The organism is Bradyrhizobium zhengyangense (assembly GCF_022012435.1).
Classification (GTDB): domain Bacteria; phylum Pseudomonadota; class Alphaproteobacteria; order Rhizobiales; family Xanthobacteraceae; genus Bradyrhizobium; species Bradyrhizobium zhengyangense.
The window spans coordinates 440774-464242 of sequence record NZ_JAKLUA010000003.1 but is presented as its reverse complement, the minus strand read 5'-3'; the positions used below and the strand labels follow the sequence as shown (position 1 = coordinate 464242).

Here is a 23469-nt window from a genome sequence, read left to right as displayed (position 1 = left end):
GTACATCGAATATATGAGGAACTTCGCAGAAATTAGCTCGCCACTAACTGAACCGGCAAGCGCACCCATCCGACGCGCGCGGGCGATTTCGAAAAGACATCGCGCCCCCTCACAGAAACCGGCCGAAAATCGTTTCACCTCGGCACAAAATCAGCGAACGAGCGGCCTCGATCCTCGCGCCTCCATTCCGCCATTTGGGCGCCCCCCGCCAAAATCCTTCCCTATTCGTTACTGTCCCTTAAGCCTCCAATGGCAGTTTGGCAGAAATCTGCGGACCCCGCCCACGCCGCCACCAATCCGACAGGTTCGAGGTCGCCGCCACCATGCTCGCCGAAACACTGGAACAGGTTCGGTTCTCGCCGTCGAAGCGGACGACTTATGTGCGCTTCGTGCTGGCCGCACTGGCGGCGATCGTGGCGTTCAAGACGTTCTGGTTCGCGCGCTGGGGCGGCTGGGCGGATCGCGAGCTCGCCGATTTCGACGCCTTCCACATTGTCGCGCAGCGCGTCTGGCGTGGCGATCTCGATCAGGCCTATCATTTCGACGCGCTGCTGAAGATGCAGATGGAAGCCGCCGGCGGCGTGACCGGCTTCATGCCCTGGACCTATCCGCCGCAATACGGTCTCCTGCTCGCGCCGTTCGCGTTCCTTCCGGTCGGCGTCGGCTATCTCCTGTTCACGACCGCGACACTGGCGCTCTATCTTCTGGCGCTGCGCGCGATCTCGGGCACGAATTTCGCGCTAGCGCTGGTGATCCTGTTTCCAGCACTCGCGATCACCATCGGCTGCGGACAGAACGGCTTTCTCACCGGCGCGCTGATCGCGCTGGTCTGCCTCAACGTCGACCGGCGGCAATGGCTCGCCGGCCTCGCACTCGGCGCCATGGTCATCAAGCCGCACCTTGCCATTGCGCTAGGCGTCTACCTGCTGGCGACGCGGCGATGGCTCGCGCTCGCGACCGCTGCAGTCGTGGTGGTGACGAGCTCGCTTATCTGCACGTTACTGTTCGGCTGGCAGATCTGGATCGCGTGGCTAGGGGCGATCAGGGAATCGGCGAGCTTTCTCGAGCAGGGATTCTACCCGTTGTTTCGCATGATCTCGACCTATGCTGCACTCTACAAGGCCGGCCTTCCGGCGAGCGCCGCCTTCTGGGGACAGGTCGTCGTCGGGGGCCTGGCCTTGCTCGCCGTCCTCGTCGGCGCGGCCCGCGGCCTATCGTTGAAATTCGCACTCGGCATCACCGTGATGGTGTCGGTGATGATCAGCCCCTATGCCTATGATTACGACCTGCCGATCCTCGGGATCGGGCTGGCGCTGGCGCTGCCCGATCTCGCGGGGATGGCGAGTTCGCGCGAGCGCGATGTGGCGTACGGGCTGATCCTGTTCGCAGGCGCCTATGGGCTGTTGCAGTCGGGACGGCTCGCCGTTCAGTTCGGACAAAAGGCCGACCCCAGCCAGCATTTCGCACCCGCCCTCGGCGGCTTCGCGTTGATGGCGCTGCTGGTTCTGCTGTTGCGGGTGCTGTGGCGCGGGACACAGCCTGCATCGGTCCTGCCGCAGGCCGCACCCGTCGCAAAATAATTCTTCTCGATCCGACACGCGGATCATCGAACCTGACGGAACCGGAAAGGGTGGTCCCCGTTCAATTGGGAGCGATGCGGCGGCGCGCGCAGGCACGCGCCTGCGCCCGCCGCACCGCAACCAAGGGAGGCGCACCCATGCCCACAGCCGAGAAGGATCATGTCTACAAGATCCTGGAGCTGGTCGGATCGTCCGAGTCCTCGATCGAGGACGCCATCAAGAACGCAGTCAGCCGCGCGTCCAAGACCATCCGCGAGATGAAATGGTTCGAGGTGGTGCAGACCCGCGGCCACATCGAGAACGGTGCGGTGCGTCACTACCAGGTGACGCTGCGCGTCGGGTTTACGCTGGAAGGCTAACCCCGCTCCTCCTTCGCCGGATGCGGTGGCAATAGGACCTTCGCGTCTGCGTCCATCCGATGACGACGGACTTGCGCTCGGTGGCGTGTTGGATATCACTCTGCTCGCGGCCGGATGTACCGGCCGGGTCCAGAGTGTCGCCGTGACTGATCAAATCAAGCTCGTCCTCTTCGACATGGACAATGTCCTCTGCGACTATGACAGGGGAAAGCGCATCGCGCGCCTGGCGGAGCTTGCGGGATCGACAGACGAATATGTTCATCGAGCCATATGGGACAGTGGCTTCGAGCTGCTCGGCGATTCCGGCACGCTCGATGGCGCTGCCTATCTGCGCGGCTTCGGCGAGCGTATCGGCTATCCGCTGTCGCTCGACGAATGGGTGGAGGCGCGACGCCGCTCGATGCAGGCCGATTGCGCCATGCTGGAGATTGTCGAAGACTCGCGCCGAACCGTCGATATCGCCATCCTGACCAACAATACCACGCTGGTTGCCGATCACATCGATACGCTGCTGCCGGAATTGCGGCCGCTGTTCGGCTCCAGGATCTACACCTCGGCGCAGTTCAAGACGGCGAAGCCCGATCCGCTCTGCTACCGCCTCTGCGTTTCAGAGCTCGAGGTCGAACCGGAGAATGTGCTCTTTGTCGACGACCTTGCGGCCAATGTCGCGGGAGCGCGGCAGGCGGGTCTCCTCGCGCATCACTACACGTCCGTGGAGACGTTCAAGCAAACTCTTTCGGCTCACGGCCTGCTTCGCAGGCAGTGAACGACGTCAGGCGAGATCGACGCCGCGCCGCTCCGGGATCAGCACGAGCAACGCCACGATGTCGATGAGATATAGCAGCGCAAGACCTGCGATCGCGGTTGGAAAGCCGTAGGCGGCACTGACGATGCCGACCACCAGCGGGCCGAAGCCGGCGACCGCTCGACCGATGTTGAAGAACACGTTCTGCGCAGTGGCGCGCGCCGCGGTCGGATAAAGCTCGCTCATCAGCGCACCGTAGCCACCGAGCATGCCGTTGACGAAGAAGCCCATCACCGCTCCGCCGATCAGCAGCGCACCGGCGGATGTCAACTGCGAATAGACCACCACCATGATGGCCGCGCCCAGCATGTAGGTCAGGAACGCGGGACGACGGCCGAAACGGTCGGCCGCATGACCGAACAGGAAGATGCCGAGCGCCATCCCGGCAATCGTCACCGCGGTCCAGAGCGCCGATTGCGTCAGGCCATAGCCGAACCGCGTCGAGAGATAGTTCGGCAGCCAGATCATGATGCCGTAATAGCCGAAATTCTGCACGGAGCAGAGGATGATCATGCCGATGCCGATCCGGGTCGTCTCCGCATCGACCACGAGCGCACGAAGTGACGAACCGGCATCTGCAGCCTTTGCCTGATGCGCGATGAAGACGTCAGGCTCGTGCAGCTTGCGCCGGATCACGTATGCGATCACCGCCGGAAACACGCCGAGCGCGAACATCCCGCGCCAGCCGATGACCGGTAACAGGACCGGCGTCACCAGCGCCGCCATGAGCACGCCGAACTGCCAGCCAAGCCCCACGTAAGACGTTGCCCGCGCGCGCTTGCTCGCAGGCCAGGCCTCCGCCACCAGCGCCATGCCGATGCCGAACTCGCCGCCGAGGCCGATGCCGGCGACGGCCCGATAAGCCAGGAGGTCCCAATAGCCCTGCGCCAGCGCGCAGAGGCCGGTGAAGATCGCGAACAGGACGATACTCCAGGTCAGAACCCGAACGCGGCCAAGCCGGTCCGACAGCATGCCGAAGCCGACGCCGCCGACGACCGCGCCGACCAGCGTTCCTGTCACCAGCGAGGCCGCTTGCGGCTGCGTGAGATGAAGGTCCTTCGAAATCGCCGTCAGCATGAAGCCGAGGATGAGGAGGTCGAACCCATCCATGGCGTAGCCGAGCGCCGATCCCCACAGCGCCCGGCGCGCTTCCGCATCGCGATCGGTCGGGGCCGTATCAATCGCGCCGAGAGTGACGTCCTGTACCTGGCTCATACGTCCCCCTACGCCAGTCCATCCCTCGCGATCAAGGCCTCCAAGGACCTATGCACCGCGCAACTTCAGGCCAGATGACATGCCACGAAATGCCCACCTGTGCCTTCCTTCAGCTCCGGCGCGGCTTCGGCGCAGCGGGGCTGGGCAATCGGGCAGCGGGTGTGGAAGTGGCAGCCCGACGGCGGTTTCATCGGGCTCGGCACGTCTCCCTTGAGGCGGATGCGGTTGCGCTTGAGCTTGGGATCCGGCACCGGCACGGCAGAGAGCAGCGCCTTGGTATAGGGATGCTGCGGATTGCGATAGAGATCGCTGGCCTTCGCCAGCTCGACGATACGGCCGAGATACATCACCGCGACGCGGTCGGAGATGTGCTCGACCACCGACAGGTCGTGCGCCACGAAGAGATAAGTGAGGTTCAGCTCGGCCTGGAGATCTTCCAGCAGATTGATGACTTGCGCCTGGATCGAGACGTCGAGCGCGGATACCGGCTCGTCGCAGACGATCAGCTTCGGCTCGACCGCGAGCGCCCGCGCGATCACGATGCGCTGACGCTGGCCGCCGGAGAATTCGTGAGGATAACGTCGCATGTGCTCGGCCTTGAGGCCGACCTTGACCAGCAAGCCCGCGACGCGTTCCTCCCGCTCCCTGGCATTGGCTGCCAGATTGTGGATGGTGAAGGCCTCGCCGAGGATGGAGCCGACCGTCATGCGCGGATTGAGCGAGGCGAACGGATCCTGGAACACCAGCTGCATGTTTCGCCGCATCGCGCGCAAATCGTTGCCGCCGAGTTGGCGCACGTCCTGGCCGTCGAAGGTGACTTCGCCGTCAGTCGGCTCGATCAGGCGCAGCACGCAGCGCCCCGTCGTCGACTTGCCGCAGCCGGATTCGCCGACGAGACCAAGAGTCTCGCCGCGATTGACGGAGAACGACACGCCATCGACCGCATAGACAGTGCCGACCTGGCGCGACAACAGGCCGCCGAGCACGGGGAAATATTTCTTCAGGCCGCTGACGCGGAGCAAGGGCTCGCTCATGCCGCGCCTCCCGATTGCGGATCGCCGAGATGACAGGCCATGCGGTGGCCCGGCGCAATCACGCGCAGCAGCGGCTCCTTCTCGGTGCAGACGTTCATGGCGAACTTGCAGCGCGGCGCAAAGCGGCAGCCGACCGGCGGATTGATCAGGATCGGCACCGAACCGCCGATTGCCTCGAGCCGCGTCTTGTGCTCGCTATCGAGATCGATGCGCGGGATCGACCGGATCAGGCCTTGCGTATAGGGATGGCGCGGATCGGCGAAAAGAGCGTCGACGCCGGCCTCCTCCACCACCTTGCCGGCATACATCACGACGACGCGCTGAGCCGTTTCGGCGACGACGCCCATGGCATGGGTGATCAGCATCACCGCCATGCCGAAGCGCTCCTTCATGTCCTGGAGCAGGTCGAGGATCTGCGCCTGGATGGTGACGTCGAGCGCGGTGGTCGGCTCGTCGGCGATGATCAGCTTGGGCTTGCAGGCCAGCGCCATCGCGATCATCACGCGCTGGCGCATGCCGCCGGAGAACTGGTGCGGATAGTTGTGCACACGGCCTTCGGCGTTCGGAATCTGCACCAGCTTCAGCATCTCGATGGTGCGCTCGAGCGCCTGCCTCCGGGTGACGTTCTCGTGGCGGCGCAGGCTCTCGGCGATCTGTTCGCCGACCGTGAGCACCGGATTGAGCGAGGTCATCGGCTCCTGGAAAATGAAGCCGATCTCCTTGGCTCTGATGTCATCGAGCTGTTTGCTCGTCAACGGCACCAGATCACGGCCCTCAAAGATGATCTCGCCGGCCGCGATGCGGCCCGGCGGCATGGCGATCAGCTTCAGGATCGACATTGCAGTCACGGTCTTGCCGCAGCCGGACTCGCCGACGACGCAGAGCGTCTCGCCCTTGTTGATGGTGATGTCGACACCGTCGACGGCCTGGAGGATGCCATCGTCGGTGGAGAAGTGGGTCTTGAGACCTTTGATCTCGAGCAACGGCACCATCAGATCACCCGTCGCGCATCGAGTGCATCGCGCAGACCGTCGCCGATGAAGTTGATGGCGACCACCGCGATGAAGATCGCGCCGCCCGGAAACAGGGCCCAGTGCGGGCCGATGTCGAGGAAGTCCTTGGCGTCGAACAGCAGCCGGCCCCAGGTCGGGGTATCGGGCGGGAAGCCGAGACCAAGAAAGGACAGCGTCGATTCCGCGATGATCGCGGCGGCAACGTCGATGGTGCCGGCGATGATGACCGGGCCGAGCGCATTGGGCAGGATGTGCTTCACCACCTGCCGCACCGGGCTCGCGCCGAGCGCACGCGCGGCCTCGACAAACTCCTTCTCACGGATCGACAGGAACTGTGCACGGACGAGGCGCGCCACCGGCATCCAGCGCAGGCCGCCGATCACGAGCACGATCAGGATGAAGATGCCACCCTCGGGACCGAACATCGCTTTCAGCCCGTCGCGAAACAGATAGATCAGCATCAGCAGCAGCGGCAGCTGCGGCAGCGACAGAAAGAGGTCGGTGAGCCACATCAGACCGTGCCCGAGCGCGCCGCGCGACATGCCGGCCAGCGCGCCAACCAGCGTGCCGATGACCACCGACACCAGCATCGCGGCAAGCCCGACGGCAAGCGAGATGCGGCCGCCATAGATCATGCGCGCCAGGATGTCCTGGCCGAGATCGTCGGTGCCGAAGGGATGGGCGAGCGACGGCCCCTGCAGGCCGGCGACGATGTCGATGTCGTTGATCTTGACGCGCCAGATCAAAGGGCCGACGACGACGGCCAAAATCAGAACGAGAAGCAGGAAGGCGCTGACCACGGCGAGCTTGTGGCGGCTATAGCGCCGCCACGTCTCGCGCCAGGGCGAGTAGACGCCCCGCTTAGCGGAGGGAGATGCGAGGATCAAGCCAGCCATACAGGACGTCCGCGATGAGATTGAACAGCACGACAAGGCAGGCGAAGACGAAAGTGACGGCCATCACCACCGGCGTGTCGTTGGAAAGGATGGAGGAGATCAGCAGCGATCCGATGCCAGGAATACGGAAGATCTGCTCGGTGACGATGGCGCCGCCGAACACGGCGGGCATCTGCAGCGCAATCAGCGTGACGACCGGGATCATGGCGTTGCGCATCACGTGCTTGACGATGACCTTGGCCTGGCCGAGACCCTTGGCGCGCGCCGTGGTGACGTAGTCAAGCCTGATGACGTCGAGCATCGCCGAACGGACGAAGCGCGTCATCGATGCCGCCTGGAACAGGCCGAGCACCGCCACGGGCATGATGGCCTGACGGATCATCTCCAGCACCCAGCGGATGCCGGTGGCCTTGATGTCGGTGGTGTAGACAAAGGGCAGCCAGTCCAGCGTCACCGAGAAGATTAGGATGAACAGGAGACCGGTGAAGAAGGTCGGCAGCGAGAAGCCGATGAAGGCGAGCGTATTCGCGATCTGGTCGAACAGCGAATAGGGCTTTGTGGCGGCGTAGACCCCGACGGGGATTGCGATCAGGAGCGCCAGGACCTGCGCGGAGCCGATCACGTAGAGCGTGGCCGGCAGGCGCTGGAGGATCAGCCTGTCGACGTCCATCCTGCTGACGAAGGAGAAGCCCCAATCCCCATGCGCCATGGCAGAGAGCCAGTGCAGGTAGCGGAGATAGATCGGATCGTCGAGGCCGAACCTGGCCCGAAGTGCAGCCTGCACTTCGGGTGGCACGTTCGGATTGGTCGCCAACTCCGAAAACGGATCGCCGGGCGCAAGAGCCAGCACGAAGAACAGGACCGCCGAAATGCCGAGCAGGCTCGGAATAGCGATCAGAAGGCGGCGCAGGACATACTGGCTCATGGGGAAGAATCCCGTCTATGCCCGCGCGATCATGCTCCCCTGTACCAGTCCTGGATGTTGTCGGTCCGGTTGGCCCAGCCCGAGACGACCGGCTGCAGCGTGGTGGCGCAGGCATCCACCGTCAGGCGGTGCATCACCGGGATGAATACGGTTTCCTGCCACAGCATGTCATTGCACTTGATGTAGAGCGCGGCCCGCTTGACCGGGTCGGTCTCGGTCTCCGCAGCCTCAATCGCGGCGTCGTAATCCTTGTTGACCCAGCGCGGGAAGTTCTGCCCTTGCCATTTGTTGTCTTTGCTGGCGATCTGGCTCGAGGTGTAGCGCTTCATGTGCAGCGCAGGATCCGGCTGCGTCATCGGGATCTGGAACTCCTCGATGTCGGTGTAGAACTTCGAGTAGGTGTCGGGATTGGCGACGTCGGAGGAGAAGAACACCGAGGCGACGACCGATTTCAGCTCGACGTCGATGCCCGCCTTCTGGCAGGCCTGCTTGACGATCGCCTGAGTCTTCTGGCGCGGACCGTTGATCGAGGTCTGGTAGACGAACTTCAGCTTCTTGCCGTCCTTCTCCCGGATGCCGTCGGCACCGGCCTTCCATCCGGCCTTCTCCAGCAGCGCGATCGCCTTGTCGACGCTGAACTCCCATTTGGTGTTCTTGGACACGAAGTCGTCGGGACCATTGAGGTAGTTCGCGGTGGTGCGACCGGCGCGGCCGTAAATCGCCTTCTTGACGGACTCGCGGTCGACCAGCAACGCGAGCGCCTGACGGACCGCGAGGTCCGACAGAATCGGGTGCTTGGTCTTCATCGAGGACCGCTCACCATCGACCTCGGTGTTCGGATCGGTGAAGTTGATCGCAATGAACTCGATGTCGCCGCCCACGGCATAGGTGGTCTTGCCCTTGCCACCCTTCTCGAGACGCAGCAGCACTTCGTCCTCGACCTGCATGTTCCAGGCGAAATCGAACTCGCCGGTCTGGATCACCGCTCGCGCCGCGGAGACGGCATCGCCGCCCCCCTTCATCTCAATGGTGTCGAAATGTGGACGGTTGGGCATGTGGTAGTCGGGATTGAGCTCACCGCGGATCAGGTCGCCCGGCTTGAACTCGACGAACTTGTAGGGGCCGGTGCCGACCGGAGCCAGGTTGGCCGGCGCTTCGCGGGACTTCGATCCCTTGTAGTCCGCAAACAGATGTTTCGGGATAACGCATCCATAGGCGCCGACGAACGCATTCGCCCAGAACGGAGTCGGATTCTTGAACAGGATACGGATGGTCAAGTCATCCACCTTTTCGACCGTCATGTCGGCATAGGTGCTGATGGAGACGGCCGCCGTGGCAGGGTCGCTGACATAAGCCCAGGTAAAGACGAAATCGTCGGCCGTCAGGGGTTTGCCGTCGTGCCATTTGACACCGGGCTTGATCTTCCAGGTCACCGACTTGCCGTCAGCGGTAAGGCCGCCATTCTTGATTGACGGGATCTCGGCGGCGAGGATCGGATTGAGGTGGCCGTCGACATCCCAGCTGGCGAGCGGCTCATAGAACAGACGCGAGCCATCCTGATCCTTGGTGCCGGTGGCGAAATGCGGATTGAGCAAGGTCGGTCCTTGCCACCACAACAGCTTGAGCGGGCCACCGCCGCCGCGCTTGGTCGGGGGATATGGCGACGGGCTCTGGGCCATGGCGACGCCGCCGATGGCGAGAATCTGATTCGCCAGGGGGGCGGTGAGGCCGACCGCGGCCAAGCGCTGAATGAAGGCGCGGCGATCCATCCGCCCGTCCTTCACCTTACCGATCATCGAACGCAGTTCTTTGTCCAGCATGGTTGTCCCCCGTCTGGTTCCCATATGCTTGTAGGCGGCCGCGCGGAACGGCCACCGGGTTTTGGCTGGCGGTAGATGGCACACCGAATAGGCCGCACGTCAACTGCAGCCGTGTGTGTGCAAACGATGTTCTGGCTGTCTGTTGGGCAAAACTTCATTCCGCAGCCCAACGGTTCGGCATACCAGCGCCAAAATCCGCTGGAAACCTAGTTGCACTGCGAAAAATTTGTTCGCGAGATCAGACGAAGTATCGAGATGGAATTCTACGCTACGGACATATTGAGCGGCGGCGCGACGTGGTCCGGCAGCGGGCAGACATAAGGCGTCTTGGCCGTCCGCTTCGTCAAATCGGCCTTCGCAGCCTTGATCAGTTCCGGTTCAGTCAACGCCTTGATGCCGAGGCCGGCCATAGCCTTGGCCGCCTGCACCATCGCCTTGTGGGCGTGAGCGCTCTTGCCCTGCGCCACCACCTGCCAAGTGTGGAACGGCGTGCCGATTGCAACCGTCGGTGCGTGTACCTGCACGGTCGGCACGACCCAGCTGACATCACCCACATCGGTCGAACCGACTAACGGGTTGCGCTTGGCATCCAGCGGCACCAGGAAGTCAGCCAGCGGCCGCTCCGTCGGCTCCATGCCGATCGCGTAATAGACCGACGCGATGTCCTTGTCGGTCAGCGTCGCGCGGATCTCGCTGGCAAAGCCCTTGTCGGTGTCGTCGAAATGCGGCGGTCCGAGTTCTTCCATGACCCGATGCAGCGCCTGCTCCAGCGGCGTGTTCGGCAGGATGTTGGAAACCGCGGAGATGATCTTCATCTCGACCTTGGTCTCGGTCATCAAGGCCGCGCCCTCCGCGATCTTGCTGACGCGCCCGACGAGCTCGTTCATGCCGGGAAGGTCCCGGGCGCGAATGGAATAGCGCACGCGGGCATGGGCCTGCACCACGTTGGGCGCAATGCCGCCGGTGTCCAGCAGCGCGTAATGCACGCGCGCATCGCTCGGCATGTGCTCGCGCATGTAGTTCACGCCGACATTCATCAGCTCGACCGCGTCGAGCGCGGAGCGGCCGAGATGGGGCGAAGCCGCCGCATGCGAAGTGCGGCCGGTGAAGGTGAAGTCGGCGCGGGTATTGGCGAGCGACGGCGTCACCGCGACTTCCCAGAAACTGTGCGGATGCCAGGTAATGGCGATATCGGCGTCCTCGAACGCGCCCGAGCGCACCATGAAGGCTTTGGCCGCGCCGCCTTCTTCCGCCGGGCAGCCGTAATAGCGCACGCGGCCGGGCACCTTGTTTTCGGCGAGCCAGTCCTTGACCGCGGTCGCAGCGAGCAGCGCCGCCGAGCCGAGCAGATTGTGACCGCAACCATGACCGTGACCGCCGGTCTCGACCGGACGGTGTTCGGCAACACCCGCCTCCTGGCTGAGGCCTGGCAGCGCATCGTATTCGCCCATGAAGGCGATGACCGGGCCGCCCTCGCCCCATTCGCCCATCACCGCCGTCGGAATACCCGCCACCTTCTCGGTGATGCGGAAACCCTGGTGGCGCAGCTCAGCGAGATGCTCGGCGGACGAGCGCGCTTCGGTGTAGCAGACCTCGGGCATGCCCCAGACCTTGTCGCTGAGGTCGATGAAACGCCCCTTGATCGTGTCGATGCCACGCCAGATGTCGCTGCGATTGTCCATGGTTGCCGTCCGTGATCTCTTGGTCAAGCGAAGCGGCAACCGTTAGCAGCTTCATTGAAGCCCGCCTAGCACCTCGCGGGACAGCAGCCATGCGGTTCGTGCCGAATGGCCAACCGCCACCGACTTTGGGCGAACAATTTGTGTCATCTTCGGAAATTCGCGTCACGACATCTGGAATAGTTGCGGTCAAGTCTTTCAAGATGGCCTCCTCCGGCCTAAATTATGCTTGCTTCGCGCGTTGTTCCGCAGCCACAGCGGAGCGATGCTCTCAGCCAGGAGAACTCCATGACCGTTCTGACCGAATGGAGAGTGCCGCCGGCAAATCAGCCGCGAGCGAGCGACTACGGTTTCGACCTCGACCGTGCGCTCGCTTCCATCGTCGGCCTCCACGCTATCATCCCTCCGGACGCCTTCAGTGCGGAAACGCTCGGCACCGAGCGCGCCGGCAACGGCGTCGTGATCGATGACGGGCTGGTGCTCACGATCGGCTATCTCATCACCGAGGCGGAATCCGTCTGGCTTCATCGCGGCGACGGACACGTCGTGGAGGGACATGTGCTCGGCTTCGATGCCGTCACCGGCTTCGGCCTGGTGCAGGCGCTCGGACGGCTCGACGTCGAGCCGCTGCCGCTCGGCTCCTCGGCGGGCGTCAGGCTCGGCGACCGCGTCGTGGTCGGCGGCGCCGGTGGTCGGACGCGTTCGGTCGCAAGCCAGATCGTCGCCAAGCAGGAATTCGCCGGATACTGGGAGTATCTGCTCGACGAGGCCTTGTTCACTTATCCCGCCCATCCGAATTGGGGCGGCACGGGACTGATCAACGAGCGCGGCGAATTGATCGGCATCGGCTCGCTCCAACTCGATCGTGAACGCGACGGCAAGGCCGAACACGTCAACATGGTCGTGCCGATCGACCTGTTGAAGCCAATCCTCGACGACCTGCGCAAATTCGGTCGCGTCAACAAGCCGGCGCGGCCATGGCTCGGGCTCTATTCGACCGAAATCGACAACCGCGTGGTGGTGATCGGCATCTCCGCCAACGGTCCGGCTGCCCGCGCCGAGCTCAAGACCGGCGACGTGATCCTTGCCGTTGACGGCGAGAAGGTCACGAGCCAGACGAGCTTTTACAAGAAGATGTGGTCGCTCGGCGCTGCCGGCGTCGACGTGCCTCTCACCGTGCATCATCAGGGCAGCGCGCATCATGAAGGCGTCACCTTCGACGTCACGGTGACGTCGACCGATCGCTTCAAGCTTCTGAAGGCGCCGAAGCTGCATTGATCCAGCCAAAGGAAGCAGCCATGACCGAGGCCGTCGTTGACGACATCGTGGCCGTGCTGCCGCCATTGCTCAATGCGCTGGAAGCGCTCGGCTACTTCGCCCGGCACTTGCATCCGCCGGCCTTCGGCTCGGTGATGAACGCAATCGGCGCGCCTGACGATGCGTTGCAAAGTGCGCACGCGGCGATCGGAGAATGGCCGGAGCAGTTCACCGGGCTTCGCGAGCGGCTCGATCTCGCCTGCAAAGAGACGCTTACTGCATTTGCCGGCATCCGCGATGTCGAGCGCGGCAATGGCGATCTCGTCTCTGTCTTCCGCGCGATGCGCCATCTGCCGCGCGCGCAAGAGGCGCTTTATCCGCTGTCGGTGCAATTCCCGCCAGTGAGCAATTTCTTCCTCAACATCTCCAATCGCGGGAATGAGGAGCTGCTATCACGACTAGAGGCCGGGGCCAGCGAGCACACCGGCATCTTCCACGATCACAATGAGCCCAGCAGCCGTGGCGGCTTCTCGGTCTACGTGCCCGAATACTACACGCCGGATCGCGCCTGGCCGCTGGTGATGGCGCTGCATGGCGGCAGCGGCAATGGCCGCGGCTTCCTGTGGAGCTGGCTGCGCGATGCCCGCAGCGTAGGCGCAATCCTGGTGGCGCCGACGGCGACGGGGCAGACCTGGGCGCTGATGGGTGATGACACCGACACGCCCAATTTGATGCGCATCCTCGAAGCCGTCCGCGGTCGCTGGACCGTCGACGCCTCACGCATGCTGCTATCAGGCATGAGCGACGGCGGCACCTTCTGCTATGTCAGCGGACTCGATGGCGCCTCGCCCTTCACCCATCTCGCGCCGGTGTCGGCGACATTCCATCCGTTGATGGCGGAGATGGCCGATGCTACGCGGCTTCAGAGCCTGCCTGTTTTCATCACCCACGGCAAGCTCGACTGGATGTTTCCGGTGCAGACCGCGCGACAAACGCAGGCGGCACTCACTGCCGCGGGCGCCGATGTCTTCTATCGCGAAATCGACGATCTCAGTCACACCTATCCGCGCGAGATCAACGCGGAGCTGTTGGAGTGGCTGAACGGGGCGTGAACGAAGTGTCCTTACCCGCGCCGCACTGTCGCGGAACCATCACTCCGGGCCGACGTTATCCGCCCGACACACCGGAGGGTTCGCTATGCAGACTTTTCTCGGAATGATCCTGGGCGCGCTGCTGCTTGCTTGCGGCGTCTATGTCTATGATTCCATGCAGACGTCGTCAGTCGCCAATGGCGAGGTCGCGATCACCAATCGCACCATCGTGAACTGGGACGTTGCGAAGGCCGATTGGGACCTGCTGCGCGATCGCGCGCACAAGGACTGGGTCCGCATTTCATCGAAGTGATTCGATCGACCGGACATGAACAAGGCGCCGTCGCGGATCCGCGGCGGCGCCTTTGTCTCGGCCGCGATCAGCGCGGCAACAGATCAGTTCATCTTGGCCTTGCGGGCGTCGGCGATGACCTGCTCGAACTCGTTCATGCTGAGCACGCCGGGGACGCGGTACTTGCCGACGATAAAGGACGGCGTGCCGTTGAAGCCGAAAGCTTCGGCCTGCTCGTTGTTGCGCTTGAGGATCGCGTCGATGTCCTTGGCGTGCGCGGTGAGGTCGCCCTTGAGGCGGTCCATGTCGACGCCGACGGAGGCGAGCAACTCGCTGATGCGCGATTCGGTCAGGCGAGAGCTGACGCCCATCATGGCGTCATGGGCCTTGTGATACTTGTCCTGGTATTTCGCGGCGAGCGCGATACGGGCGGCCGTCACCGAGACCGGCCCGAGGATCGGCCAGTCCTTCAAGACGAGCCTGACCTTGCCGTCGTCCTGGATGACCTGGCGCAGCTCCGGCTCGAGCTTGCGGCAATAGGGGCAATTGTAGTCGGACCATTCGATGATGCTGATGTTGCCATCGGGATTGCCGGCAACGGGAACGTCGGGATCGCGCAGCACCTTGGCTTCGGTCAGCACCTCGTCACCACCGGTGGCCGCGCGCGCCAACGTCATCCTGCCGGCCGCAAGGGCGCCCGCGCCCATCAACGTCAGCGCCGTTCGGCGCGTCGGCGAAAGTCCCTTATTCCTGTATCCAGCCATATCTTGTCCCCTTTCGGTCCCATCTTTCGCAAATACGCGTCGGGACCGGGAGTTGCTACAGACCATATAGAGTGTCACGGGGACGATGTCATCGCACCGGTAGGGTCACCACCAGGGGGACTAGGAACGCGGTCACCAAAGCGTTCAGACTCATGGCGATGCTGGTGAGCATGGCGCATCAAGGGATGCGCCGCGGGGCTTGTCAATTGCCGCTAGGCGCGGTCTGCGCGCGGTTCATGCGAAGCGGTTGCACGAGGCAACATCGCCATCAGCGTGCCGGTCATCGTGGCGATCAGCGTGGTCTTGCCCTCGTGTTCGGCAAAAGCTCTGGCTTCGCAGAAGGTCAGCGTACGGCCGGGCTTGATCACCTCGGCTTTGAAGACAAAGCGTTCGCCACGGGCGGGCGCAAGCAGCGTGGTCTTGAACTCGACCGTGAGGATATCAGCCTCTGACGGCATCAGCGTGAAGGCGGCGACGCCGCAGGCGTTGTCGAGCCCCGCGGTGATGATGCCGGCATGGACAAAACCGTTCTGCTGCGTGAGGGCGGCCGAATGTAGCATGGCGAGCTCGACCTCGCCTGGCGCGAGGCGGACGATCACGATGCCGAGCGTGTGCATCGCCGACTGTCCCTCGAACATCGCGATGGCCGCTGCACGATAGCCTGGGTTCTTCGGCTCGAACGCAGCCATGGCTCAGGCCTCGACCGGTTCGACAAGATATCGCAGCGCTGTCTCGCGGACGGTTTCCGCGAACGGTGCGGATTTGCGCAGGCTGCGGTCCATATGCACGGCCGTGATCTCGCAGAGCGCGGCGATCTCGCTTGTTTCGGCGTTCGTCATCTCGTGCCGGAAGCGGATCGACTTTTCGCGCAGCTCGAGCAGGTGACTGCGGACCTGAATGATGTCGCCGGCGAGCAGCTCGCGCTTGTAGGTGATGTTCTGCTGCACCGCGGCCATGCCACGGCCGGAGATGCGCAGATAGCTGGGCGTCAGCCCGAGCCGGGCGAACAGATTCCAATTGGCTTCGTCGAATTTGCCGACATACCACATGATGTTCATGTGGCCGACATGATCGCACTGCCAGGGATAGACCGTGCCGCGATAGGTCGCCTCCTGCTCCACCATCATTCCCCGCCCTGCCCGTGTCTAGATTTTTGATACGGTAGCGTATCAAGCGTGGGACGCGTTAGCAATACGGCAGCGTATCAAGAACCGGTGAGGCTTCTTTCATGAACGACGGCAAAGGCGACGTCTGGGTCGAGGCAGGGTTCAAGGAGCTTGCCCGTGCAGGTGTCGAGGGTGTCAGGGTCGAGGTGCTCGCCAAGAATCTCGGCGTCACCAAAGGCGGCTTCTACCGCCGCTTCGCCGACCGCGCTGCGCTGCTCGAGGCCATGCTGGTGCACTGGCGCGAGGGCCGTTCGGCCTCGATCGCGCAACAGACCAGCCTCGACGGCGAAGCCCCCCGCGAGCGGCTGAAGGCGGTGATCCAGCTCTACTCCGAGCGACTCAATCCGGAAGGCATGGCGATCGAGCTCGCGATCAGGCAGTGGGCGCGTTCAGACGATAGCGCTGCGGCGGCGGTCGCCAGTGTCGATGCGGCGCGGCTCAAGCACGTCGCCGAACTCTATCGCGCGACCGGCCTAGAAGCCGAGGAGGCCGAGGCGCAGGCCTTCCTGTTCTACTGCTTTATCTTCGGCCAGAGCCTGTTGTTCGTCGAGCGCGGCCCACGCAAGCGGTCACAGCTCGTGGCGAAATCGGCCGAGAAACTGCTGAACTAGAGCATGATCCGGAAAAGTGTGCAGCGGCTTTCCGAAAAGATCATGCTCAAACAATAATCTGCAAGAGGCCGGAGCCTGGCTCCGGCCTCGACGTCATCGTGAAGCCTCAGGCCGCGCCCTTCAGCTTCTTGTTGCATTCGCTGTAATAGCCGCCGCCCTTTTCGATCCACTTCATGCCGCCATTGCCGTTGGTGGTCTTGTTGGCATTGTACTGGTCGACACAGGTGTGCAGGCGGGCCTTGCCGGCGGTCTCCTTGGCGTATTTCGGGTCGACGGCGTTCGGGAAGATCGCGGGACCGGCCGGCATGGTCGGCGCCGGAGCAGCAGCGGGCGCGGCCTCCTTCTTCGCCGTCGTGGTCGGCGCTGGGGCAGGCGGAGGTGCGGCGGGGGCAGCTGCGGTCGGCGCAGCAGCAGGCATGGCGTCGGCGCCGCACTGGGCCTTGCGGAAATCATTCCACTTCATGGTGCCGAGCGAGCCGTCCTTCTTGGCGGCCTGATATTTCGCGCTGCACTCCTGCGAGGTCAACGCCTGGGCCGGTGCGCTCGCCACCAGCGCGGCAACGCCCGTTACCGCAATTGCACACAACAATTTCGCTTGAATGGTCATCCTTGGTCTCCCTCAGGGAAGCAAAACGAGGATTGCTATCCTAGCGTGTCGGCGACCTCGGACAAGAAAGCGATGGTGGTCGGGGCCAAAATATAGTGGCCGCTGCGTTCGGGTTATTCATGTGGCGTTCAGCAAAGCGGGCCGACGTTCGCGGCCCTCCGCAACTCTCGCAAGAAGAGCCACATCATGACCCTCGCCTCCCGCCTTGCCGTCGTCGCGATCGCCTCCCTGTTCGCCACCGGCACCGCCTTCGCCCAGACAGCGGCGCCGGCTGCCAAGACCGATGCTGCTACCACCGCTGACAAGAAGGCGCCGAAGGAGCACTCGGCCGAGTCGCTGGAATGCTCCAAGCAGGCGGATGCCAAGGGCCTGCATGGCAAGGAGCGCAAGAAATTCCGCTCCGAATGCATCAAGTCCGCGAAGGCCGGCGGCGCTGCCGCGCCTGCGCCCGCCGCCGACAAGAAGTAGATCCGTCACAATCCTCTCCTCGCGTTTGTCGAGAGGCACACGCATTGCGGCATGACGAGCCTGCAATTGTGTGCCTCTCGCCGATTTGCGATAAGGCGGCGTGAAGCAAATCACCGCCTCCCTTCCGTTCGAATGGCCGAGCCGTGCCAAGGTTTTAGGCACCGCGGAGACGCTCATCATCGGCGCCGCCGGCGGCCTGGTCTTCCTGGTCGCGGGACTTCCAGGCGGGTTGATCTCGGGATCGATGATCGCGGTCGGGATCGCCGCGATTGCCGGACGTCAGCTCTCGGTACCACCGCTCCTGACCCAGACCGTGCTGGTGCTGCTCGGAATTTCGCTAGGCTCGGTCGTATCGCGCCACCTAATACAGCAGGTCAGCGCCTATCCGCTGACCATCGGGCTGTTGGCACTCGCCACCTTCTGCTCGACCTTCGGCTCCAGCTATTACCTCCAGCGCGTCCATGGCTGGGACCGAACCTCGGCCTTCCTGGCCGGCAGCCCCGGCGCGCTCTCGCAGATCACCATCCTGGCGGTTGAGCGCGGCGCCGATTTGCCGGGAATCGCGGTGGTCCAGACCATGCGCGTGATCATCCTGACCGCGGCGCTGCCGATGGTGCTGGCGATCGCAGGCGTCGCGCCATCCGTCTCGCCGTCTCTGACGACCACGATCGCCTCGCCGCTCGATCTTCTGGAGCTGGTTGCCGCCTCGCTGGCAGCGTCGCTCATCCTGCGGCTGATCAAGTTTCCGGCGAGCTGGATGTTCGGGGCAATGATCGCCTCCAGCGTTCTACACGGCGCCGGCTGGGTCGACGGCGGCCTGCCGAATTGGGTGCGCGGCGTGTCGCTGGTCGGCATCGGCGCCCTGATCGGCAGCCGCTTTGCCCGGATGCGGATCAAGACGCTGGCCGGCCACATCAATGCCGCGCTCGGCTCGTTTGCCGTAGCCATCGCCGTCTCCGCCGTCTTCGTCGGCATCGTCGCGCTCACCACGCAGGTGAAGTTCTCGGACGTCGTCGTTGCCTTCGCGCCTGGCGCGATGGACGCGATGCTGGCACTGGCGCTGACACTACACATCGATCCGATCTTCGTCGGCGCCCACCATCTGTCGCGCTTCGTGTTCGTGACGATTGCGACGCCCGGCATCGTGCACCTGTTCGGCCGCACGCAGGACGACGTGGACGACTAGCCGCCCTCTGCGGCCGCTTGTCCCTTCAGCGCGGCAATTTGCGCCTCGAGCTCCGCAATCCGCTGATCTCTTGCGGCTAGCGCCGCCGCCACATCCGGAGCATCGAACTTTTGCGGAATGTGCTGCGGGCAGTTGGTGTCCCAGGCCGTGATCTTGAACAGGATGACCTGCTCGGGCCGGGCGCGATAGCCCTTCGGCATCAGCGCCTCCGTCAGCGCATTGTCATCCTCGACAACGCGCGCCTCGCCCCAGATCTTCACCCGGCGCCGATGAGCATAGTCCATCACGAAAATGTAGGCCTTGGGGTTCTCGGAGAGATTTCCCTGAGTCAGATATTGCTGATTGCCGGCATAGTCAGTGAAGGCGAGGGTCTGCTTGTCCAGCACATTCAGAAATCCCTTCGGGCCGCCGCGATGCTGGATGTAGGGCTGTCCGTCCGCCGAAGCCGTGGCGAAATAGAAGCTGTTGGCCTCACTGAGGAAGGCTTCGAGGTTCTCGTCGACCTCGGTGCGCCAGCCGCGCTGCTCGACACGCCCATAGGCCTCGCGCGAGCCCTTGCGCGCCTGGATCGCCTTCACCGCGGGTGTGAAGGCGACGTCGCTGGCATAGGTGAGAACTGCGGTCATCGGAACATCTCCTGAAAATTCCGGCGCATGTCTGCGTCTTTTCGAACGATAAAATGGATCTTCCGGTGCTCAAAACAATCAGTTCACTTGACACTTCATCGTTGCGATATATGCAATAATGCTCATGGACCGCCTCGAGGCCATGCATGTCTTCGTCACCGTCGCTGATCTGCGCGGCTTCGCGCCGGCGGCGCGTAAGCTGCGGCTGTCGCCCTCGGCGGTGACGCGGCTGATCGCGGCGCTGGAGGAGCATCTGGGCGCGCGACTTCTGCAACGGACCACCCGGCAGGTGCGATTGACTGACGTTGGCACACGCTATCTGGAGCGCGCCCGGCGGATTCTTGCTGACGTCGAGGAAGCCGACGGCTCGGCGCAGGAGGAGCGCAACCGGCCGAGCGGGCGCCTGGTGGTCTCGGCCCCGGTCGGCTTCGGCCGGCTCCATGTCGGGCCTGTCATGACCGACTATCTCAAGCGCTATCCCGAGGTGGCCTGCGAACTCAGGCTCTCAGACAACCTCGTCAACCTCGTGGAAGACGCCGTCGATGCCGCGGTGCGGATCGGTCATCTCGCCGATTCCTCGCTGGTCGCGCGCCAGGTCGGCGAGATGCGACGGATTACGGTGGCAACGCCGGGCTATCTCAAGCGTCATGGCGAGCCGAGGACGCCGGAGGCGCTGGCCGAGCACCAGACCATTCTGTTCGGCCCCGCAACGGCGTGGCGCTTCACGCAGGACGGACACGACATCGAGGTAACGCCATCACCGCGCTTTACCAGCAACAGCGCCGACGCTGCCTTGCAATATGCCGAGGCCGGCGGCGGTATCACGCGCGTGCTGGCCTATCAGGCCGCCGAGGGCCTGAAGCGCGGACGGCTGAAAATCCTGCTGGCAAAATACGAGCAGCCGGCGCTGCCGATCCACATCGTCTACCCGACCTCGCGCCTGCTCTCCGCCAAGGTGCGTGCCTTCATCGATCTCGTGGTGGAGACGACGCAGTGGAGGTTTGGCTAGGCTCAGCTTTTCTTGGGCACCACGCGGAACGTGCCACTGGCCCGCGCGATCACGGCGTCATCGGCCTTCGCCAAGCACTGTGCGAAGCAGATCGTCTTGCCTGTCTTGATCACGTCGCTCTCGATGGAAAGCCACTGGCCGATCCCCGCTTGGCCGACGAAATCAACCGTGAGCGTGACCGTCACGAACGAGGTGGTCCAGCCCGTCGCCTGCGCGCAGCTGTAGCCCATCGCATTATCCGCAAGTGCTGCGATGAGGCCCCCGTGGATCATGCCACGACCGTTGGTGTGCGGCCGGGCCAGCCGTAGACCGAGGATGAAAGCATTCTCGGTCTTCTTTGCGTAGATCGGCTTCCAGGGCTCCGTGAGCGGACCGCTGCGCAGATGCGGTTCGAAGCCTGCTGGGATGTCGATGCTGGTCATGCGTGTCTCACGTCCGTTGCAATGTTTGCCGGCATTGAACGCGATGGACATGACGGACGCATCAATTACAAAGTTTTAAACGGGAATTGCGCGGGTGTTTGAAACGCGCGGTGACGCAATGACGGACCCGTAGGGTGGGTTACGCTGCGCTAACCCAACCTACGGCACCTCCCTAGAACGGCAGCCCCACATAATTCTCAGACAACGACGTCATCGCGGCCTGCGACTGCGTGACGTAGTCGAGCTCGGCGACCTGGATGCGCGCGCCAATGCTGCCATTGTCAGGGAATTTGTGCAGCATCGAAGTCATCCACCAGGAGAAGCGCACCGCCTTCCAGACGCGCGCCAACGCCTTGGCGGAATAGGCATCGATGCCGGCGTTCGATTTCTCGTCGTAAAACTCGCGGAGCGCGCCCGACAGATAATGCGCATCGCTTGCGGCAAGGTTCAACCCCTTGGCGCCGGTCGGCGGCACGATGTGGGCGGCGTCGCCGCACAGGAACATCTTGCCGAAACGCATCGGCTCGGCGACGAAGCTGCGCAAGGGCGCAATGCTCTTCTCGATCGAGGGGCCGGTGATGAGACTGTCGGCCGCCTCCTGGTCGAGCCGGCGCTTCAGCTCGTCCCAGAAGCGATCGTCCGGCCACCGATCGACATCGTCGTCGAGCGAGCACTGCACGTAATGCCGGCTGCGCTTCATCGAGCGCATGGTGCAGAGCGCAAAGCCGCGGGCATGGTTGGAATAGATCAGCTCGTGGCTGACCGGCGGCGTCTCGGAGAGGATACCGAGCCAGCCGAACGGATAGATCCGCTCAAACTCCTCGATCGCCGAAGCCGGCACGCTGGCGCGGCTGACGCCGTGGAAGCCGTCGCAACCGGCAATGAAATCGCAATCGAGCGTGTGGGTGACGCCGTCCTTGACCCAGGTTACGCGCGGGTGACTGCCGTCGAAATCCTGCGGCTGCACATCCTTGGCCTCATAGACGGTGGTGAGACCGGCGGCCTTGCGCGTATTCATGAGGTCGAGCGTAACCTCGGTCTGGCCGTAGATCATCACTGTCTTGCCGGTGGCGGCCTTCATGTCGATGCGGTGACGACGGCCGGCGAAGGCGAGCTCGATGCCTTCATGCAACAGGCCTTCCGCATGCGCTCGTGCGCCGGCACCGACCTGGTCCAGCAGTGCGACAGTACCCTCCTCGAGAAGGCCCGCGCGAATGCGCCCAAGCACGTAATCCGGGCTCTGCCGCTCGAGAATGACGTTGTCGATGCCGTGACGGTGCAGCAGTTGCCCAAGCAACAATCCCGCCGGCCCGGCCCCGATGATTGCGACTTTTGTCCGCAATACTTGCTACTCCCGATCCTGTAGGCTTTCGTCGCGGTCGCTTGTCGCAATGATCCGCGCAGGATAATTATAACATATAACGGTTGGGCAAAAGGGGAGGCTGGTCGCCCGGGCGGCGACAAATCCATGCAACATCGCTGACGTAGATGACGCAGCAGTTCCGGCTTGAACGTGCCGGCCAATTAGATAACATGTTAACTAACGAGACCGGGCCATCGAAGCCCGCCGTCACAAAAAGGGAGAGACACGAGATGAGGAAGGCCTGTCTGGCTTTGCTGCTGGCAGCAAGCGTGACGCCTGCGTTCGCGCAGGACAAAACTGTTGACCTGAAGGTCTCGCACTGGGTGCCGGCGTCGCATCCGCTGCAAAAGTCTCTCGAGGACTGGGTGGCCGCAGTGAACAAGGATTCCGGCGGCACCATCACCGGCAAGGTGTTCCCGGCTCAGCAGCTCGGCAAGGCGTTCGATCATTACGACATGGCGCGCGACGGCATTGCCGACGTCACTTACGTCAATCCCGGCTACCAGCCCGGCCGCTTCCCGATCATCGGCGCCGGCGAATTGCCGTTCCTGATCTCGGACGCAAAGGGTGGTTCGGAAGGTCTGGACGCCTGGTACCGCAAATATGCCGAGAAGGAGATGAAGGACGTCAAATATTGCCTCGCCTTCGTCCATTCGCCGTCGTCCTTCCACTCCCGCACCAAGAAGATCGTGATGCCTGAGGACGTGAAGGGCATGAAGATCCGCCCTGCGCACGCCACCATGGCGAACTTCGTCACTGCGCTTGGTGGCACCAATGTGCAGTCCTCCGCCCCGGAAGTGCGCGACATCATCGAGCGCGGGGTCGCCGACGCGGTGACCTTCCCCTGGGGCTCGCTGGTGCTGTTCGGCATCGACAAGGTAACCAAGTACGACATGGACGCGCCGCTCTACACCACGACCTTCGTGTTCGTGATCAACAAGGACAAGTACAATGCGATGTCCGACAAGCAGAAGGCCGCGATCGACAAAAACTGCTCGACCGAGATGGCCGGCGTGGTCGGCGAGTACTGGGGCAAATTCGAGGACGGCGGCATCGACAAGGTGAAGGCGGAAGAAGGTCACGAGGTCTACAAGCTGACTCCGGACCAGACCGCCGCCTGGAAGAAGGCCGCCGAGCCGCTGGTCAAGACCTGGAGTGAGGGCGCCAAGAAGGCCGGCATCGATCCCGACGCGGCGCTTAGCGAGCTGAAGGCCTCGCTGAAGAAGTACAACGCGCTGGCAGAATAGTTCCCATCGAAACAGAGGCGGCGGCGGGAATTGT

General features: G+C 63.5%; 25 protein-coding genes. 11 read left to right on the top strand and 14 right to left on the bottom strand.

Annotated elements, in window-relative coordinates; genetic code table 11:
* The first annotated feature begins 323 nt into the window (after positions 1-323).
* The 3 genes from L6637_RS13665 to L6637_RS13655 all read left to right on the top strand — a co-directional run bounded on the left by L6637_RS13665 (position 324) and on the right by L6637_RS13655 (position 2705).
* Complete coding sequence (locus tag L6637_RS13665; protein WP_237863935.1) at positions 324-1580, top strand: glycosyltransferase family 87 protein; 1257 nt, start codon at positions 324-326, stop codon at positions 1578-1580.
* Positions 1581-1717: 137 nt separating this feature from the next.
* Positions 1718-1939 carry a dodecin gene (locus L6637_RS13660; protein ID WP_237863936.1) on the top strand — a complete coding sequence of 74 codons (222 nt, stop codon included), beginning with the start codon at positions 1718-1720 and terminating at the stop codon, positions 1937-1939.
* A gap of 142 nt (positions 1940-2081) precedes the next feature.
* On the top strand, positions 2082-2705 hold the full coding sequence (locus L6637_RS13655) for an HAD family hydrolase (RefSeq protein ID WP_377802850.1): 624 nt from the start codon (positions 2082-2084) through the stop codon (positions 2703-2705).
* 6 nt (positions 2706-2711) lie between these two features.
* On the opposite strand, the gene L6637_RS13650 is transcribed toward L6637_RS13655, so the two are convergent.
* The 7 genes from L6637_RS13650 to L6637_RS13620 form a co-directional block, all read right to left on the bottom strand.
* Complete coding sequence (locus L6637_RS13650) at positions 2712-3959, bottom strand: MFS transporter (RefSeq protein WP_237863937.1); 1248 nt, start codon at positions 3957-3959, stop codon at positions 2712-2714.
* Positions 3960-4024: 65 nt separating this feature from the next.
* Positions 4025-4993 carry an ABC transporter ATP-binding protein gene (locus tag L6637_RS13645; RefSeq protein WP_237863938.1) on the bottom strand — a complete coding sequence of 323 codons (969 nt, stop codon included), beginning with the start codon at positions 4991-4993 and terminating at the stop codon, positions 4025-4027.
* Positions 4990-5985: an ABC transporter ATP-binding protein gene (locus tag L6637_RS13640; RefSeq protein WP_237863939.1), complete on the bottom strand. Its 996-nt coding sequence runs from the start codon at positions 5983-5985 to the stop codon at positions 4990-4992. Before L6637_RS13640 ends, L6637_RS13645 begins: the two co-directional genes overlap by 4 nt.
* A complete protein-coding gene (locus tag L6637_RS13635; protein ID WP_237863940.1) occupies positions 5985-6902 on the bottom strand; it encodes an ABC transporter permease in 918 nt (305 codons plus the stop codon). The genes L6637_RS13640 and L6637_RS13635 overlap by 1 nt, the downstream gene beginning before the upstream one ends.
* The gene (locus L6637_RS13630; RefSeq protein ID WP_237863941.1) at positions 6868-7827 is read right to left on the bottom strand and encodes an ABC transporter permease; all 960 of its coding nucleotides are present in this window, start codon (positions 7825-7827) and stop codon (positions 6868-6870) included. Before L6637_RS13630 ends, L6637_RS13635 begins: the two co-directional genes overlap by 35 nt.
* Before the next feature lie 29 nt (positions 7828-7856).
* Positions 7857-9647, bottom strand: coding sequence for a peptide ABC transporter substrate-binding protein (locus L6637_RS13625; protein WP_237863942.1), 1791 nt, complete (start codon positions 9645-9647; stop codon positions 7857-7859).
* Between the two features lie 263 nt (positions 9648-9910).
* On the bottom strand, positions 9911-11329 hold the full coding sequence (locus L6637_RS13620) for a M20 family metallopeptidase (RefSeq protein ID WP_237863943.1): 1419 nt from the start codon (positions 11327-11329) through the stop codon (positions 9911-9913).
* Positions 11330-11614: 285 nt separating this feature from the next.
* Between L6637_RS13620 and L6637_RS13615 the strand changes: the two genes are divergently transcribed.
* From L6637_RS13615 to L6637_RS13605, 3 genes are all read left to right on the top strand, one after another.
* Positions 11615-12604 (top strand): S1C family serine protease, encoded by a 990-nt coding sequence (locus tag L6637_RS13615; RefSeq protein ID WP_237863944.1) that lies wholly within the window; start codon positions 11615-11617, stop codon positions 12602-12604.
* A 20-nt stretch (positions 12605-12624) separates the two neighbouring features.
* Complete coding sequence (locus L6637_RS13610; protein ID WP_237863945.1) at positions 12625-13695, top strand: carboxylesterase family protein; 1071 nt, start codon at positions 12625-12627, stop codon at positions 13693-13695.
* Positions 13696-13780: 85 nt separating this feature from the next.
* The gene (locus L6637_RS13605; protein ID WP_237863946.1) at positions 13781-13987 is read left to right on the top strand and encodes a hypothetical protein; all 207 of its coding nucleotides are present in this window, start codon (positions 13781-13783) and stop codon (positions 13985-13987) included.
* Positions 13988-14070: 83 nt separating this feature from the next.
* Here L6637_RS13605 and L6637_RS13600 read toward each other — a convergent pair whose 3' ends face one another.
* The 3 genes from L6637_RS13600 to L6637_RS13590 all read right to left on the bottom strand — a co-directional run bounded on the left by L6637_RS13600 (position 14071) and on the right by L6637_RS13590 (position 15851).
* Entirely contained in the window at positions 14071-14730 is a 660-nt protein-coding gene (locus L6637_RS13600; protein WP_237863947.1) for a DsbA family protein, read from the bottom strand.
* A gap of 212 nt (positions 14731-14942) precedes the next feature.
* Positions 14943-15419 carry a PaaI family thioesterase gene (locus L6637_RS13595; protein WP_237863948.1) on the bottom strand — a complete coding sequence of 159 codons (477 nt, stop codon included), beginning with the start codon at positions 15417-15419 and terminating at the stop codon, positions 14943-14945.
* A 3-nt stretch (positions 15420-15422) separates the two neighbouring features.
* Positions 15423-15851, bottom strand: coding sequence for an acyl-CoA thioesterase (locus L6637_RS13590; RefSeq protein WP_237864359.1), 429 nt, complete (start codon positions 15849-15851; stop codon positions 15423-15425).
* A gap of 107 nt (positions 15852-15958) precedes the next feature.
* On the opposite strand from L6637_RS13590, the gene L6637_RS13585 reads away from it, so the two are divergent.
* Positions 15959-16507: a TetR/AcrR family transcriptional regulator gene (locus tag L6637_RS13585; protein WP_237863949.1), complete on the top strand. Its 549-nt coding sequence runs from the start codon at positions 15959-15961 to the stop codon at positions 16505-16507.
* A gap of 106 nt (positions 16508-16613) precedes the next feature.
* Here L6637_RS13585 and L6637_RS13580 read toward each other — a convergent pair whose 3' ends face one another.
* Positions 16614-17114, bottom strand: a complete 501-nt coding sequence (locus tag L6637_RS13580) for a hypothetical protein (RefSeq protein ID WP_237863950.1) — start codon at positions 17112-17114, stop codon at positions 16614-16616.
* 186 nt (positions 17115-17300) lie between these two features.
* Between L6637_RS13580 and L6637_RS13575 the strand changes: the two genes are divergently transcribed.
* Together L6637_RS13575 and L6637_RS13570 are read left to right on the top strand one after the other, a co-directional pair.
* Complete coding sequence (locus L6637_RS13575; RefSeq protein WP_237863951.1) at positions 17301-17582, top strand: PsiF family protein; 282 nt, start codon at positions 17301-17303, stop codon at positions 17580-17582.
* A 100-nt stretch (positions 17583-17682) separates the two neighbouring features.
* Positions 17683-18768 carry an AbrB family transcriptional regulator gene (locus L6637_RS13570; RefSeq protein WP_237863952.1) on the top strand — a complete coding sequence of 362 codons (1086 nt, stop codon included), beginning with the start codon at positions 17683-17685 and terminating at the stop codon, positions 18766-18768.
* Here the strand turns inward: L6637_RS13570 and L6637_RS13565 are convergent.
* Entirely contained in the window at positions 18765-19394 is a 630-nt protein-coding gene (locus L6637_RS13565; RefSeq protein ID WP_237863953.1) for a pyridoxamine 5'-phosphate oxidase family protein, read from the bottom strand. The genes L6637_RS13570 and L6637_RS13565 overlap by 4 nt on opposite strands.
* Positions 19395-19518: 124 nt before the next feature.
* Between L6637_RS13565 and L6637_RS13560 the strand changes: the two genes are divergently transcribed.
* Positions 19519-20403 (top strand): LysR family transcriptional regulator, encoded by an 885-nt coding sequence (locus L6637_RS13560; RefSeq protein ID WP_237863954.1) that lies wholly within the window; start codon positions 19519-19521, stop codon positions 20401-20403.
* 2 nt (positions 20404-20405) lie between these two features.
* On the opposite strand, the gene L6637_RS13555 is transcribed toward L6637_RS13560, so the two are convergent.
* The gene (locus tag L6637_RS13555) at positions 20406-20825 is read right to left on the bottom strand and encodes a PaaI family thioesterase (RefSeq protein ID WP_237863955.1); all 420 of its coding nucleotides are present in this window, start codon (positions 20823-20825) and stop codon (positions 20406-20408) included.
* 172 nt (positions 20826-20997) lie between these two features.
* Positions 20998-22167, bottom strand: a complete 1170-nt coding sequence (pobA, locus tag L6637_RS13550; RefSeq protein ID WP_237863956.1) for a 4-hydroxybenzoate 3-monooxygenase — start codon at positions 22165-22167, stop codon at positions 20998-21000.
* Between the two features lie 251 nt (positions 22168-22418).
* Between pobA and L6637_RS13545 the strand changes: the two genes are divergently transcribed.
* A complete protein-coding gene (locus tag L6637_RS13545; protein ID WP_237863957.1) occupies positions 22419-23435 on the top strand; it encodes a TRAP transporter substrate-binding protein in 1017 nt (338 codons plus the stop codon).
* Positions 23436-23469: the final 34 nt, after the last annotated feature.

Bases quoted from the DNA above. Each gene is read 5' to 3' on its own strand.
- L6637_RS13665 (WP_237863935.1), top strand. From the start codon at position 324: ATGCTCGCCGAAACACTGGAACAGGTTCGGTTCTCGCCGTCGAAGCGG.
- L6637_RS13660 (WP_237863936.1), top strand. From the start codon at position 1,718: ATGCCCACAGCCGAGAAGGATCATGTCTACAAGATCCTGGAGCTGGTC.
- L6637_RS13650 (WP_237863937.1), bottom strand. From the start codon at position 3,959: ATGAGCCAGGTACAGGACGTCACTCTCGGCGCGATTGATACGGCCCCG.
- L6637_RS13645 (WP_237863938.1), bottom strand. From the start codon at position 4,993: ATGAGCGAGCCCTTGCTCCGCGTCAGCGGCCTGAAGAAATATTTCCCC.
- L6637_RS13640 (WP_237863939.1), bottom strand. From the start codon at position 5,985: ATGGTGCCGTTGCTCGAGATCAAAGGTCTCAAGACCCACTTCTCCACC.
- L6637_RS13635 (WP_237863940.1), bottom strand. From the start codon at position 6,902: ATGGCTGGCTTGATCCTCGCATCTCCCTCCGCTAAGCGGGGCGTCTAC.
- L6637_RS13630 (WP_237863941.1), bottom strand. From the start codon at position 7,827: ATGAGCCAGTATGTCCTGCGCCGCCTTCTGATCGCTATTCCGAGCCTG.
- L6637_RS13625 (WP_237863942.1), bottom strand. From the start codon at position 9,647: ATGCTGGACAAAGAACTGCGTTCGATGATCGGTAAGGTGAAGGACGGG.
- L6637_RS13620 (WP_237863943.1), bottom strand. From the start codon at position 11,329: ATGGACAATCGCAGCGACATCTGGCGTGGCATCGACACGATCAAGGGG.
- L6637_RS13615 (WP_237863944.1), top strand. From the start codon at position 11,615: ATGACCGTTCTGACCGAATGGAGAGTGCCGCCGGCAAATCAGCCGCGA.
- L6637_RS13610 (WP_237863945.1), top strand. From the start codon at position 12,625: ATGACCGAGGCCGTCGTTGACGACATCGTGGCCGTGCTGCCGCCATTG.
- L6637_RS13605 (WP_237863946.1), top strand. From the start codon at position 13,781: ATGCAGACTTTTCTCGGAATGATCCTGGGCGCGCTGCTGCTTGCTTGC.
- L6637_RS13600 (WP_237863947.1), bottom strand. From the start codon at position 14,730: ATGGCTGGATACAGGAATAAGGGACTTTCGCCGACGCGCCGAACGGCG.
- L6637_RS13595 (WP_237863948.1), bottom strand. From the start codon at position 15,419: ATGGCTGCGTTCGAGCCGAAGAACCCAGGCTATCGTGCAGCGGCCATC.
- L6637_RS13585 (WP_237863949.1), top strand. From the start codon at position 15,959: ATGAACGACGGCAAAGGCGACGTCTGGGTCGAGGCAGGGTTCAAGGAG.
- L6637_RS13580 (WP_237863950.1), bottom strand. From the start codon at position 17,114: ATGACCATTCAAGCGAAATTGTTGTGTGCAATTGCGGTAACGGGCGTT.
- L6637_RS13575 (WP_237863951.1), top strand. From the start codon at position 17,301: ATGACCCTCGCCTCCCGCCTTGCCGTCGTCGCGATCGCCTCCCTGTTC.
- L6637_RS13565 (WP_237863953.1), bottom strand. From the start codon at position 19,394: ATGACCGCAGTTCTCACCTATGCCAGCGACGTCGCCTTCACACCCGCG.
- L6637_RS13560 (WP_237863954.1), top strand. From the start codon at position 19,519: ATGGACCGCCTCGAGGCCATGCATGTCTTCGTCACCGTCGCTGATCTG.
- L6637_RS13555 (WP_237863955.1), bottom strand. From the start codon at position 20,825: ATGACCAGCATCGACATCCCAGCAGGCTTCGAACCGCATCTGCGCAGC.
- L6637_RS13545 (WP_237863957.1), top strand. From the start codon at position 22,419: ATGAGGAAGGCCTGTCTGGCTTTGCTGCTGGCAGCAAGCGTGACGCCT.